The organism is Pedobacter sp. GR22-10, from assembly GCF_026239715.1.
In the GTDB taxonomy this organism is placed as follows: domain Bacteria; phylum Bacteroidota; class Bacteroidia; order Sphingobacteriales; family Sphingobacteriaceae; genus Pedobacter.
The window spans coordinates 818,859-832,133 of the sequence record NZ_JAPIVR010000002.1 but is presented as its reverse complement, the minus strand read 5'-3'; the positions used below and the strand labels follow the sequence as shown (position 1 = coordinate 832,133).

General features: G+C 37.6%; 13 protein-coding genes. 4 read left to right on the top strand and 9 right to left on the bottom strand.

Annotation, left to right across the window (positions count from 1 at the left end; translation table 11 throughout):
- Window position 1 precedes the first annotated feature (1 nt).
- From OQX64_RS11090 to OQX64_RS11080, 3 genes are all read right to left on the bottom strand, one after another.
- A complete protein-coding gene (locus tag OQX64_RS11090) occupies window positions 2-862 on the bottom strand; it encodes a methylated-DNA--[protein]-cysteine S-methyltransferase (RefSeq protein ID WP_265818808.1) in 861 nt (286 codons plus the stop codon).
- An 89-nt stretch (window positions 863-951) separates the two neighbouring features.
- On the bottom strand, window positions 952-1,308 hold the full coding sequence (locus tag OQX64_RS11085; protein ID WP_088300025.1) for a hypothetical protein: 357 nt from the start codon (window positions 1,306-1,308) through the stop codon (window positions 952-954).
- Window positions 1,309-1,399: 91 nt separating this feature from the next.
- Window positions 1,400-1,675 carry a hypothetical protein gene (locus tag OQX64_RS11080; RefSeq protein ID WP_265818807.1) on the bottom strand — a complete coding sequence of 92 codons (276 nt, stop codon included), beginning with the start codon at window positions 1,673-1,675 and terminating at the stop codon, window positions 1,400-1,402.
- A gap of 73 nt (window positions 1,676-1,748) precedes the next feature.
- Here OQX64_RS11080 and OQX64_RS11075 point away from each other — a divergent pair, with 73 nt between their 5' ends.
- Together OQX64_RS11075 and OQX64_RS11070 are read left to right on the top strand one after the other, a co-directional pair.
- On the top strand, window positions 1,749-1,898 hold the full coding sequence (locus OQX64_RS11075; protein WP_265818806.1) for a hypothetical protein: 150 nt from the start codon (window positions 1,749-1,751) through the stop codon (window positions 1,896-1,898).
- A gap of 470 nt (window positions 1,899-2,368) precedes the next feature.
- The gene (locus tag OQX64_RS11070) at window positions 2,369-2,713 is read left to right on the top strand and encodes a single-stranded DNA-binding protein (RefSeq protein WP_088300023.1); all 345 of its coding nucleotides are present in this window, start codon (window positions 2,369-2,371) and stop codon (window positions 2,711-2,713) included.
- Window positions 2,714-2,766: 53 nt separating this feature from the next.
- On the opposite strand, the gene OQX64_RS11065 is transcribed toward OQX64_RS11070, so the two are convergent.
- From OQX64_RS11065 to OQX64_RS11050, 4 genes are all read right to left on the bottom strand, one after another.
- Window positions 2,767-4,818, bottom strand: a complete 2,052-nt coding sequence (locus tag OQX64_RS11065) for a TonB-dependent receptor (RefSeq protein ID WP_265818805.1) — start codon at window positions 4,816-4,818, stop codon at window positions 2,767-2,769.
- 72 nt (window positions 4,819-4,890) lie between these two features.
- Entirely contained in the window at window positions 4,891-6,210 is a 1,320-nt protein-coding gene (locus OQX64_RS11060; RefSeq protein WP_265818804.1) for a PQQ-dependent sugar dehydrogenase, read from the bottom strand.
- A 116-nt stretch (window positions 6,211-6,326) separates the two neighbouring features.
- Window positions 6,327-7,664, bottom strand: coding sequence for an ankyrin repeat domain-containing protein (locus tag OQX64_RS11055; RefSeq protein WP_265818803.1), 1,338 nt, complete (start codon window positions 7,662-7,664; stop codon window positions 6,327-6,329).
- A 24-nt stretch (window positions 7,665-7,688) separates the two neighbouring features.
- Window positions 7,689-8,867 carry an ankyrin repeat domain-containing protein gene (locus tag OQX64_RS11050; RefSeq protein ID WP_088300020.1) on the bottom strand — a complete coding sequence of 393 codons (1,179 nt, stop codon included), beginning with the start codon at window positions 8,865-8,867 and terminating at the stop codon, window positions 7,689-7,691.
- Window positions 8,868-9,222: 355 nt separating this feature from the next.
- On the opposite strand from OQX64_RS11050, the gene OQX64_RS11045 reads away from it, so the two are divergent.
- The gene (locus OQX64_RS11045; RefSeq protein WP_265818802.1) at window positions 9,223-11,442 is read left to right on the top strand and encodes an NADP-dependent isocitrate dehydrogenase; all 2,220 of its coding nucleotides are present in this window, start codon (window positions 9,223-9,225) and stop codon (window positions 11,440-11,442) included.
- Between the two features lie 380 nt (window positions 11,443-11,822).
- On the opposite strand, the gene OQX64_RS11040 is transcribed toward OQX64_RS11045, so the two are convergent.
- Entirely contained in the window at window positions 11,823-12,089 is a 267-nt protein-coding gene (locus OQX64_RS11040; protein WP_265818801.1) for a hypothetical protein, read from the bottom strand.
- 173 nt (window positions 12,090-12,262) lie between these two features.
- Here OQX64_RS11040 and OQX64_RS11035 point away from each other — a divergent pair, with 173 nt between their 5' ends.
- Window positions 12,263-12,670 (top strand): hypothetical protein, encoded by a 408-nt coding sequence (locus OQX64_RS11035; RefSeq protein ID WP_265818800.1) that lies wholly within the window; start codon window positions 12,263-12,265, stop codon window positions 12,668-12,670.
- Between the two features lie 96 nt (window positions 12,671-12,766).
- Here the strand turns inward: OQX64_RS11035 and OQX64_RS11030 are convergent, their stop codons facing one another.
- Window positions 12,767-13,273, bottom strand: coding sequence for a hypothetical protein (locus tag OQX64_RS11030; RefSeq protein ID WP_088300016.1), 507 nt, complete (start codon window positions 13,271-13,273; stop codon window positions 12,767-12,769).
- Window positions 13,274-13,275 lie beyond the last annotated feature (2 nt).

The following is a 13,275-nucleotide window of genomic DNA, read 5'->3' as shown; positions in this document are numbered from 1 at the left end:
TTTACCGCTTTAAATTTTGCTGTTCCGCTGTTTTTGCGGCCTCCCAGCCAATCATGACCATTTTACGCTCAGTGCCCCAGTGGTAACCCCCTAACGCACCACTGGCCTGGATTACCCGATGGCAGGGAATTAAAAATGCTACAGGATTATCACCAATGGCTGTGCCCACTGCCCGGCATGCTTTTGGATTTTGAATTTTGCTGGCAATGCTGCCATAAGTGGACAACTTACCCATCGGAATTTTTAATAAGGTTTCCCAGACTTTTAATTGAAAATCAGTACCTTTTAAATGGAGTTTAATTTCCTGTAACTTGGACCAGTCATTCTGGAAAATAAACAGCGCATTTTGTTGCATGCGATCTAACTGGTGATGAAAATTTGCTGCTGGAAATTTGGAAATCAATTGTGCTAGTGCGATTTGCTCATTTTCTATAAAAACCAGATGACAAATGCCTTTTGGTGTTGCGGCCACAATGATATTTCCAAAGGGTGTTTCAGCAAAGCTGTAATTAACATTTAAATTTGCACCTCCGTTTTTATATTCGCCGGGAGTCATTCCTTCAATATTAACAAACAAATCATGTAGCCTGCTGGTTCCGGATAATCCGGTTTCCATTGCCGTTTCAAATAACGAAGCCTGATTTTCTTTGAGGCATTTTTTCGCATAACCAATGCTAATATACTGTAGAAACCTCTTCGGACTTGTACCTGCCCATTCGCTAAATAGCCGCTGAAAATGGTATGGGCTTAAATTTGCCTTTTCAGCAATCTCTTCCAGACTGGGTTGTTTTTTGAAGTTTAACTGGATATATTTAATCGCATCGGCAATTCTATGGTAGTTAATGTCTTCTTGTATTTTCATATCCTCATTTCTTACCCGCAAAACTAATAAAGAAATGAAGTAGATGATACCCGATAATTGCTAAGTTCCATTGCATGACCAGCATCTGACTATAACTTATCCTCTCTTTTTACCAAAAGAAAGTCATCATCATTTAACGCCAGATAACCAAATTCATAGCAAAAGAGATAACACTTGCCGTTTTGAGTTTGATAAATGTGGGTATGGTAATCAAAGTTGAAGCCGGCGTTTAGCATTTTCTTTCTTGATATTTTAACTTTCCCATCAGGGTTAAATTTAGATAGAAGTGTACGGTTTTTTTTAAGAATTGAATTAATCCTGTTAAATACAATACCGTTTTCACTCTTTAAACGATTATTGTAATTATTACGACAACTATCATCACAAAATTTTTTATCAGTTCGGCCTTTAACAGCCTCGCCACAATCTAGACACAAGCGTTCCATATATATAATCAGGTTTATATTATGGGATGATGATTAAAAATAATAAAATTTTATCTTTGTACAAAATGCGATCATGACGCATTACATCCTTTTAGTTAGGGGCTGTAGATTTACCCTGGGCTTCTGCCTGTTGAAAATCTTTCCTGATTTGTAGCATAGAGATGGTGTTGAAGATAGAATGAACAGGAGATTTCATGTGGTAACGTCCTAATGTGGTCGAATTGATGTAAACCTGCTTTTCTTCAAAGAGCACTGTAATTTCCTTTCCCCAGGTAAAGAGTCCTGTTTCCTTTTTAAATTTTATAATGTTTTGCCCTGAATCATCTATTTTAAGCGATGGATATCTATGTTTTAAAATTTGAACCATCTTTAACCGGTTTAAGTTAGGGTTTGATCCTTTGATCAGGATCAAGTGATTCATTAAATAAAGACTAACGAGCATGAAGATAACAAAAGCCACACTGAGGCAAAGCGAAGTAAATGTTAGTTTATTGCTCTTATTCATCAATGGCAAAAGAGGCAAGGCTAAAAAAATTAACCAGACGAGGTTTTCAAAAACTTTATTGATCAATAATTCAGTATTAAAATAGAATACTAATCGACCTCTTTGAATACTTTTTTGCCTGTTAATTTGTGATCTCACCACTAAATGTAAGCATATGAAATGGTTTAAGAAATATAAATCCTCTGTTTTCCCGTTTGCATACTAAATCCGTTACCTCAGTCATCTTAAAAAAATGTTCAGCAGCATATCATACAGTTGATTGATGCTTAAGCTTGAAATGATCGTTACCACAAAGTTATCTGAATCTGAATATCTGATCATGATTGAAATACAACATACACAAATACCTATGCTGTTTACTTTCATCATAAATTAAATAAGGCTTATAAATCAAATTGAAGAGTAATGGCCTGCTAAATCCGTTTATAAACGTTTATAAACGACTATAACTGCTTAACATCCGAATAATTTTTTTCACTGTCTGCACCTTTGTTCTGTCGATAGCGAGGAAAGCTATTGTTCATTAATGATTAAGAAACTTAAATTTAAAAGATTATGGAAAGTGCAATTAACAAAGTAGTATTAAGTGGTTTTGCAGGAGCAGACGCTGAGGTAAGAAACATTTCAGGAAATCAAAGATTGGCGAAAGTAAATCTAGCTGTAAATGAATATTACAAGAATGCATCAGGTGAAGAGGTTAAAAAAACAAACTGGTTTACACTAACATTCTGGAATGATAAAGCCGACCTTGCCTCTGCTCAGATCAAGAAAGGAACCAGATTAACCATTGAAGGTAAATTATTATCAGGATCATACGTGGCGAAAGACGGATCTAAAAAGTTTACAACAGACATTGTGGTGAGTGAAGTTGCCATTAAAGAAATCGATTTGTCAAATTAGGTAACTTTAGCATAAAGTAATTGAGTTGGCTAAATCTCAATTACTTTATGTCTTTAGAGTTTAACAGATGTGCCAAGGTAAAAGTTAATGCCCGGGGCAGCATTGTAATATCTGCCAGCCATTGCATTTAAGTCATTTCCTAAACTATAGGTTTGATCAAGTAAATTATTTATCCCGCCAAAAACCTCCAGGTTAACCTTTTTAAGATGGATATGACGCATGCCTGTTTTAAGTTCAACGAGATGATAGTGCTTTGCAAATGCCGTATTGCCATCATTCAGCGGAATTGAGGAAGTATAATTATGCTGGGCAAAGAAATACAAACCTTTGCTAAATTGAAAATCCAAACTGGAGACTGCAACATTTGATGGAACACCAGTTAGTTTATTGCCGTCGAAATTTAAATTACCTGTTGAAAATTCTTTAAATCTAAAATGATTGTAAGTATAACTACTGCGGATTTCAATTGCATGTAGAAAGGAACGATGATTTCTGATCAGCCAGAAGGAAGTTTCCACTTCTAGGCCCCGCTGTGAGGTTCCGCCTGCATTGATGAAAAACTCTGCGTCATTTGTATTCAAACGCCTGACAATAGCATCATTTAAATTGAATTGAAATACATTTGCTGCCAGATAAAGCCGATTGTTTGATAGACTATACCTGATGCCGCCTTCATAATTCCATCCTGATTCGGCCTGTAGGTTATTGTTAATATTATTATCAGAAGCCCTTACCTCCGCAATAGTAGGAGGGGAATAACCTTTACTAATGGTTCCTCTGATGGAAAGTTCATTAGTGATCAGATAAGATGCAGCTAACTTAGGCATCAATTCTACATCAAACTTCCTTTCTTTTTCAGCTACTACTGTTGGAAAAAAGCGCTCATAGTGGTATCTATAAAAATTCAGGCTGGAAGCCAACTCAATTAAAAGCTTATCATTAATGTCTAAATTCAGGCGTAAAAAAGCGAAATTCTGGTTCGCTCTCACGTGATCAGACGCCTGCATCGCAGCGGGAGTTCCTGCGTTATTATCAAAATTTTTGATCTGGGTCTTCGTTGCACCACTTTCCAATCCAAGCTGTGCATTAAACTTGAGTTTGTCTTTCAGTTGCTGAAAATCGACAAAAGTTCTTAACCCCAGTGTTTGCTCATAACGTTTCTCATAATTGGTAATAAACGGATTTTTGAAATCTGTATAACTCCCAAATAAGGCAACTACGTGTTTAAAGCTTTTGCTGATCTGATAATTATTAGCAATACCGGTAAATAACGTTTTATTATAAATGGCCGCCTGCTGTGTTATTGCCCCCGGAATGGTTGCTGTTGCAGGTCGGGCGGATTTGGGGTTGTTTTCAAACTGTGTTAACGTTAAACCGCCTGGCGTTTCATAATTTAAATCACTGTAAAAAGCATAAAGCTTCAAATTTCCCTTATTGCTATAGTCCCACTGATGATTGGTTTGTATGTACTTTCTTTCCATGGCACTGTTTTCTCGGAATCCGTCGCTTTTTTGATAACCTTCCATCAAATTGAAGCTATAGTTTTTAAACTGCTGCTGAATGTTTGCTGTTTGATGAAATAAGCCATAAGAGCCGGCGGTAACAGTTGCCGAAATAGCATTTTGATTGGCAGATAGGGGCGTAATTAAAATCGTACCGCCCGTATTGGCACCAAAAATACTCGCCTCAGGACCTTTGTATACTTCAATACTGGTGAGGGATTCCGGATCAATTGCATTTAAATAAGTATTTCCACCAGCATCTGTAAGTGGGAAATCATCAATATAAATTTTAATATTTCTGATGCCAAATGGTGAACGGAGCAAACTTCCCCGAAGAGATAAACGGTAACTGCCGGGCGATCGTTCTTCCATCCTCAAACCAGGAACGGTATTAAGAGTACTGGTGAGTGAGGTATTGGGCTGGTTGCGTATGAGATTAGTGTCGATCAGGTTAACAGATGAAACTGATCTTAATCGTGTTTGGTTATTATAATAGCCACGAACAACTACTTCTTTTAATTTTTTAACAGAATCAGTTTCACTCATTTGAGCAAAGGCTGTAACCGAGAGAAACAGGTAAATACAAGTAAAGGTTATTTTCAATTGTTCGATTTTTAAAAAATAAGGGAGTAAATGACCATTAGCCACTTACTCCCTTATCAGGTGTAAATTAATTTATTTCGAAGCTATACGCCAAACTACGCCACTCACATCATCCGCTACCAATAAGGCGCCATCTGCAGCAAGGGTGACGCCAACAGGTCTTCCATATACTTCTGCTTTATCGGTGTCTGCAATAAATCCAGTAAGGAAATCTTCAGGTTTACCGGTAGGCTTTCCATCTTTAAAAGGCACAAAAATCACCTTATAGCCTGATATGGCAGAGCGGTTCCAGGAACCATGCTGACCTACGAAGGCACCTCCCTGATATTTGGCAGGATATTTATTTCCCTTGTAAAAAGCTAACCCTAAGGATGCGGTATGTGATCCTACCGGTACGTCGGGCGCAATGGCTTTTTTAACCAAATCAGGATTTTTACCTTTCAATCTCGGATCTTCATTCTGACCATAATACGAATATGGCCAGCCATAAAATGCACCTTCTTTCACGCTTGTAATATAATCGGGAACTAAGTCATCACCCAGGCCATCACGTTCATTAACAGCTGTCCAAAGCATGTTTGTTCCCGGTGCCCAATCAATTCCTACCGGATTACGCAAACCAGAAGCATAAATTTTTTCCCCGGTCCCATCAGGATTAACTTCTAAGACATTAGCCCTGCGGATTTCGTTTTCCATACCATTTTCACCAACATTACTCCCCGATCCAACGGTTACATAAATTTTGCTTTGATCAGCATTGGCAATCAGGTTTCTGGTCCAGTGGTTATTATACCCCCCGGCAGGCAAACTCATGATTTTTTTTCCGGTACTGGTGATTTTTGTATCTCCGCTTTTGTATGGATATTGCCATATACCATCTGTATTGGCGACATAAAATGAGTTGCCAATAATCAGCATACCATAAGGCTGGTTTAAGCCAGTTAAGAATGTAGTGGTTAATTCTGGCTTGCCATCTTTATCTGCGTCTCTGTAGAGCAGTATGGTATTGGCACTTTGTCCGGCTACTTCAGATTTTGACTTTCCGGTAACCGCATTTGCTACTTTCTCCTTTGTGCTGCGTTCTGAATTGGACAATACCACCAGCACATCACCATTAGGCGCAACAATCATATTCCGGGGACTTTTGATGTTACTGGCAAATCTGGTCACTACGAAACCTTCAGGAGCTACGGGCGTTTTATTTTCCGGCCAGCCAATTACTTTACTGAATTTATTTTTTGAAGCTGTGGTATCCGGAGCAGGTAAAGTAAGGGATTCGCTACTTGTGGTAACAGTGGTATCCGTACCCTGCGGGCCTGATTTTGAGTTCGACTGGCAACTCGCCAGGAAAGCTGCAGAGAGCATGGAAGCGTAAAAATAATATCTTTTCATGTTTTTCAATTTTTCGTGAATAAGGAGATCTTCAGTCTGATAACATTATATATGCAGAGATGTTTGTTAAATAAGTTCTATTTAAATCACTAAAACGAATAACTATACCTGATAATTTAACTGCTTAAAATCTTTCCTTTTTCCACATCAAATTCTGCCTGTGAGAGAATCCCCATATCCAGCAACTCTTTTAAATCCAGTAAAGCCTGCTTTTTGCTGGCCAGGTCTGGCTTTGGTTTTTCATCTGCTGCAGGTTCTTCTGGCTTACTAAAACTGGCCTGTGCAGATGGATTAAACTGAAGTAATAAAGCAGTAATTTCATTAAAGCCTTTAATATTGGCATAATCTATCGCTTTTTGTTCTTTAGCGTTAACCACATTTCCATCGGCCTGTTGCTCCAATAACATTTTAACAATATCTTTTTTACCATTTGCGGCAGCATAGTGTAAGGCCGTGTTACCACTTTCATCCTGAATATTAATATTAGCACCTTTTTCAAGCAATAATTTCACCATACTAATATTTCCGCTTTTGGCAGCTACATGAAGTAAACTTTCGCCACCATATCCGTAATCTGTATCTAAGGAAAAAGAACTTGACGCAGACAAGTTGGTTGCTGTTTCCACCCAGTCGAGATAAGAATACATGGATGCTTCATCTCCGGAAGCTGGTTTTGAGTAATTCACATCCACACCATTCTCCAGGAATAAAGAAACTATTTCTTTTTGATTGTTTGAACAGGCATACCAAATCGGAGATTGTCCGTTTTTTGAAGAGGCGAACACATCTGCACCTTTGTCCATCAATAGTTTAATCAGCATTCTATTGCTGTCATAACAAGCCTGTAATAATGCACTTACCCCGTTATGGTTAACATGATTAATACTTGCCCCGTTTTCCAGAAGCAGTTCGGTTACAGGTAAATTTTTAGACGCTACAGCAAAAAGTAAAGGTGAGTCACCATTTTTATTGGTGGTGTTTATGTTTGCACCATGATTGAGCAACAGCTTTACAATTTCTTTATTTCTCCAGCTTGCGGCAATGAGAAGGGGTGTTTCAGCTTCATTATTTTCGCTATCTACCTCAAGTCCTTTCTCCAGCAATTTTTCTAAAACTTCAATTTGGCCGCTTTGTGCTGTCAGGTGAAGTAAGCCGTTTCCTTTTAAATCCTTAATTTCTGCTTTGGCATCCTGCGAGAGCAGGTAAAGCGCTGTTTGCTTTTGTTTTTGTAAACAGGCGAAATAAAGCGGCGTTTCACCCGCATGGTCTTCATAATTTAGATCAGCTCCGGCAGCAATTAGAAGCTGAACCAGATCTAAGTAACCGCGATGAGCAGCATAATGCAATGCTGTTCTACCTTTTTCATCTGTATAACCTACTTCAACTTCACCATTTGCCAATAAGAGCTCGGCTATTTTTCTTTTGCCGCTTTCGCATGCAATTATAAATGACATCGACATATTTTTCCTTTGATCAGATTAAGAATTTTTCATTAATAGTTCAACTGTTTTTATTTTAAGATTATCGTCAGATGCAAGCATCAGCGGTGTCTTATCTTCATCATTACTGATTGACGTATCCGCTCCGTTTTCCAATAATAATTTTACTTTTTTATAGGTCTCTTTTGCTTTTTCTGCTTCAAAGTTTACATTGTATGCGCACACTTTATGCAGAAGGGTGTTGCCGTGATCATCTTGTCTGTTAACATCAAGATTGCCGGATGATAAAATGGCCTGAAGCACTTCGGGTTGTTTTTCGGCGATCAGATCTACAGGGGTTTTCTCCTTACTGTAATAAATGCTGGCCTGATAAATATCTGCACCATCGGTGATCAGGTGACTTAAAAGTTCAAGATTTTTATCACTTACGTACATCATCCTCAAGAATTCAAAAAGTGTGGTTACGCCGCTTTTATTAACAGTATCAAAATCAGGACTTCCAAAATCCCTTAATTTGAGGTACATATTTAAGTCTTGTTTATGTGCTACAGCGTAGTAAAATGCCGAATTTCCATCCTGGTCCAGCTCATTAGGATTTGCGCCATTTTCTAGCAGGATATCCAGGTATTCAGGTTTGTTAAATTCTATGGCTGCAATTAGTGGCGTTTTTTTTACAATGTTAGTAGCGTTTACATCTAAGCCCTCATGAATTAACAGTTCCAGATAGGAGATGGAAAGCTGCGGTTTCATCAGGTTCGTTCTAATGACCTGATGAATGAAATTTTCTTCAGCATTATTGGTGAAGTTCACATCGCATCCGGCAGCAATCAATATTTTAATCTTTTCTACACTTACGCCTTTTTCCAGAAAATAACCTAACAATGTTTTTGCTTCAACTTCATCGTTGAGGTTCTCAAATTTTGAAATGAAATTCTCAAAGAAAGCAAGTGCTTGATCGTCATTTTTTAAATTCCAGATGATCTTGCCGAAGATACTTTTATCAAAACTGTCAAATTCGTACACATCTGTTTCAATCCATTTGCTTTCTACCAATTGATCGATTAACTCATATTGCTCCTTACTGAACAATCGCTCTAAAATTTGAGATTTTTGGTGTTCAGGAATATTTTTTGATAATTTTTCACCTGATTGTAATAATGGCAGCGCCTGATCAAAATGACCCTGCATCAAAAGTTGTTCTAAATTCTGTTCACTCATATAGAAAATGATATAGGTTTAACTTAAGAGCTATGCGTTGTAGCGCGCTAAATCAGGGAGATCATTCTCCCATGTTTATTTGCTCATATGAATTGTCTTCTTAATAACAAATCCTGATCCATTTATAAAAACGTGCCAATGAGAGTAGTCGTATTTTTATGTGTGAGAAATAGATCCAATCAGATTTTAGTTAAAAAAATATCCGCAATATTTAAGTTCCAGGAAAACACAAATAACATTAGGATGTTCCTTAATTCATCCGATTATTTTATCTTTAGGCGATTTTAAGAAAAGGTCGGTTTACAATTTTAACCGATTAAATAGTTAACCTTTATAAAGCAAAATCAATATTAACATGTCAAATACATCAAAAATTATCTACACCAAAACCGATGAGGCGCCCATGTTGGCAACTTACTCCCTTTTACCTATCGTACAAGCTTTTACCGCATCAGCGGGTATTGATGTAGAAACCAGAGATATTTCTTTAGCGGGAAGGATTTTGGCAAACTTTCCGGAGTATTTAAAAGACGATCAAAAAATTGGTGATGCTTTGGCTGAGCTTGGTGCATTGGCTACCACTCCAGAAGCCAACATTATTAAATTACCCAATATATCAGCATCTATTCCGCAACTGGCAGGTACAATTACGGAATTACAGGCACAGGGTTTTGCCATTCCTAATTACCCGGATAATGCGCAGACCGAAGAAGAAAAAGCGATTAAAGCGAAATATGCAAAGGTATTAGGTTCTGCAGTGAACCCGGTTTTACGGGAAGGTAACTCCGATCGCCGCGCACCTAAAGCAGTTAAGAATTATGCCAAACAAAACCCGCACTCAATGGGTAAATGGTCTGCTGATTCGCAAACAAAGGTAGCCAGCATGACAGAAGGTGATTTTTACGGATCAGAAAAATCGGTAACTGTTCAGGATGCCAGTCAGTTTAAAATTGAATTTGTAGCAGAAGATGGTGCTATTACAGAATTAAAAGGTTTATCGCCCCTAAAAGCCGGTGAAGTGATTGATAGTTCCGCATTAAGCTTGTCTGCTTTAAAATCTTTTGTGGCCAAAGAGATTGAAGAAGCCAAAGCAGCAGGTGTTTTATTATCTGCACACTTAAAAGCGACCATGATGAAGGTTTCTGACCCGATCATTTTCGGTGCGATTGTGGAAGTTTACTTTGCTGATGTTTTCACTAAATATGCAGCTCTTTTCAAAGAAATTAATGTAGATACACGCAATGGTTTAGGTGATGTTTATGCCAAGATCGCGGGCCGCCCGGAACAAGCAGAAGTAGAGGCAGCCATTGCAGCAGCAATAGAAAATGGTCCGGCTTTGGCAATGGTAAATTCAGATAAAGGAATTACCAACCTGCATGTACCTAGTGATGTAATTGTTGATGCTTCGATGCCGGCAATGATTCGTACTTCCGGTCAGATGTGGAACAAGGAAGGTAAATCTCAGGATACTATTGCCTTAATTCCAGATCGTTGTTATGCTGGTGTGTATACTGCAACTATTGATGATTGCAAGGCACATGGTGCTTTTGATGTAACTACTATAGGCTCTGTGCCTAATGTTGGCTTAATGGCTCAAAAAGCTGAAGAATACGGTTCACACGATAAAACTTTTCAAGCTACAGCAAATGGAACCATACAGGTAACTGATGCAGAAGGTAAAGTTTTCTTTGATCAGAAAGTGGAACAAGGTGATATTTTCCGCATGTGTCAAACAAAAGATGCACCTATTCAGGATTGGGTTAAATTAGCGGTAAACAGAGCCCGCTTATCTGAAACGCCGGCAGTTTTCTGGTTAGATGAAAACAGGGCGCATGACAGAGAAATTATTGCTAAAGTAAATACTTATTTGAAGGATCACGATACTACTGGTTTAGACCTTCGCATTCTTGCACCAATCGAAGCTACCAAATTTACCTTAGATCGTATCCGTAAAGGTGAAGATACCATCTCAGTTACCGGTAATGTATTGCGTGATTATTTAACGGATTTATTCCCAATTTTAGAACTGGGAACTTCTGCAAAAATGTTGTCGATCGTTCCGTTAATGAATGGAGGTGGTTTGTTTGAAACAGGTGCCGGAGGTTCTGCTCCTAAGCACATCGAGCAATTTATTGAAGAAGGTTATTTACGTTGGGATTCATTAGGTGAATTTTTAGCCCTTCAGGCATCTTTAGAGCATTTATCTCAAATACAGAATAACGCTAAAGCACAGGTTTTGGCTGATGCATTGGATGAGGCAAATGCGAAGTTCCTGGCTACTGATAAATCTCCTGGTAGAAAATTAGGTTCTATTGATAACCGTGGATCGCACTTTTATTTAGCCTTATATTGGGCGGAGGCATTAGCCGCTCAAACGAAAGATGCTGAATTGCAGGCCAGATTTGCGCCATTGGCAAAAGCTTTAACAGAGAACGAATCGAAAATTAATGAAGAATTAATTGGTGCTCAGGGTAAGCCTCAAAATATTGGTGGTTATTATCATCCAAATGATGAATTGACAAATAAAGCAATGCGTCCGAGTGCAACTTTAAATGCAGCTTTGGCTGGATTGTAAGGCTTCATAAATAAATTTAAATCCCCAATTGAATTAATTTTCAATTGGGGATTTTTTGTTTCTATATCTTAATGTTTTATTTAAAAGATGCTATTCATCTTTAATAAATTTATCTTTTTCCTAGTTCATGGGATTGTTAATAATGTAGTTTGAACTATTTTGAAAAGACGTTTCATCACGAATGATGCGGTCGTAAAAGCGCGTCTGCCATCCAAAGTCGAAGCCTAATCGATTACAATGTTTAGTCACCGCAGATTTGTAAGAGTCAATTATAGATGATATCGTGTTTTTTCCCTGATTTAGAAAGCGTTGTTGTCCGGGAGCTACAGACAAAGGATTTATATTATTTAAAATCAAGATCACATGCGCATGGTTTGGCATCACACAAATTCACCTAATTCTACATTTTTTTGGTGATTTCTGATTTCGTACCACATTAAATTGGCAATCACACCAATATTTGATAATATCATCTTTCCGTTTAAAATTTTACCGAAATAATGTAACTTATCTTTTGTACAAATGGTTATAAAATATTTACCTTCCCAGCCGTAATCCCAAGTTTGTAAACGTGCAGAAGGAATTCTGTATTTGTTTTGATATTTTTCATTCATGATAGCGTAAAGTGATTTGTCTATATAAATCATTTGATTATGCTTGATTTATAGGGATGGGTATGCTAATATAAAGAGTATTTTGGAATTAGATACCCTGATAATTCACTTATATTAGTTGATAGATTCTTTTAAAATACATAATCTCTCAAAAACCATCTGCCAGACCATTTGTTATCATCATAAATAAAATAGGAGATATAACCATGTCAATTAACGAAAACAAAGGATCACAAGATAAAATACATAGTACTACGGAAAATCCGGAAATCAATAAAGAGAATTTATCTTTTGATGAGAATAAACAAAGTTATGAGTTGGATGTAAAAGGTGATGATCAGGATTATGATCATCCGATGGGATATGAAACGGTGGCTGCGGGAGCTAAAGATGATGATTCTACTTATGATGAGGCTAATCCATATGTAGGTGACGAATATGCCAGTAATGAAGACATTGCAGAAGATAATTTAGAAGAATTAGGTATGCATGTTGACAATGGTGAGAGTGTAAAATTAAATACGGAAGATGAAATTTTAGCTCGTACACCTGAAGATGACCGTGATGATTTAGACGAGGAAGGTTACCCGGTTAACGATGCACCCGAAATATAGGTAAAAGATTCCCGTCTGTAAGATGGCGATTTGAGACAAAACCATTATAAATGGAAAAGCAGGGATGATACATTACAGTATGATCCTGCTTTTGTTTTATACCATTTTAGTTAATTTCTCAATTTCGGCTTTCCAGATCTCTCTGTTATTGACCACAAATTTTTCCATTTCGCCATTGTATAAAACAATCTGCAAGCCATTTGGAACCATACCTAAAGTTTTATAAAAAACCAATTCTTTAATTTCCGTCAGATAGATATTAAAAGCATGGTTCTGGATGTTAAAGCCATGCGATTTAAACTCCAGGCGATCTGTTAAAAGATAAAGTTTGCCGCCCACCGCCTCTGCATTTTTGAAATGGTTAGCCGCTCCCGAATAAATAACCCCGTCCTGATCTTCTTCAGTCAGTGCAGTTTGTTGTTTAACTTTTCTTGAGTTTACAAAAAGGTACATAAACAAGCCAAAAAGTATACCTGCGATGGGTGCAGCAACTGCGGCATAGGCAATGCCGTAAATAAATGCTTCAATTGTTCCGAAAATAATGGCAAAAAATAAGGCAGCTATAACTGTATTCTTCAGCTTTGCTTTTGTATCGGCTGTCATGT

Bases quoted from the DNA above. Each gene is read 5' to 3' on its own strand.
- OQX64_RS11075 (WP_265818806.1), top strand. From the start codon at position 1,749: ATGAAGATAACAAAAGCCACACTGAGGCAAAGCGAAGTAAATGTTAGT.
- OQX64_RS11030 (WP_088300016.1), bottom strand. From the start codon at position 13,273: ATGACAGCCGATACAAAAGCAAAGCTGAAGAATACAGTTATAGCTGCC.
- OQX64_RS11050 (WP_088300020.1), bottom strand. From the start codon at position 8,867: ATGAGTGAACAGAATTTAGAACAACTTTTGATGCAGGGTCATTTTGAT.
- OQX64_RS11070 (WP_088300023.1), top strand. From the start codon at position 2,369: ATGGAAAGTGCAATTAACAAAGTAGTATTAAGTGGTTTTGCAGGAGCA.
- OQX64_RS11060 (WP_265818804.1), bottom strand. From the start codon at position 6,210: ATGAAAAGATATTATTTTTACGCTTCCATGCTCTCTGCAGCTTTCCTG.
- OQX64_RS11090 (WP_265818808.1), bottom strand. From the start codon at position 862: ATGAAAATACAAGAAGACATTAACTACCATAGAATTGCCGATGCGATT.
- OQX64_RS11080 (WP_265818807.1), bottom strand. From the start codon at position 1,675: ATGGTTCAAATTTTAAAACATAGATATCCATCGCTTAAAATAGATGAT.
- OQX64_RS11085 (WP_088300025.1), bottom strand. From the start codon at position 1,308: ATGGAACGCTTGTGTCTAGATTGTGGCGAGGCTGTTAAAGGCCGAACT.
- OQX64_RS11055 (WP_265818803.1), bottom strand. From the start codon at position 7,664: ATGTCATTTATAATTGCATGCGAAAGCGGCAAAAGAAAAATAGCCGAG.
- OQX64_RS11035 (WP_265818800.1), top strand. From the start codon at position 12,263: ATGTCAATTAACGAAAACAAAGGATCACAAGATAAAATACATAGTACT.
- OQX64_RS11040 (WP_265818801.1), bottom strand. From the start codon at position 12,089: ATGATTTATATAGACAAATCACTTTACGCTATCATGAATGAAAAATAT.
- OQX64_RS11045 (WP_265818802.1), top strand. From the start codon at position 9,223: ATGTCAAATACATCAAAAATTATCTACACCAAAACCGATGAGGCGCCC.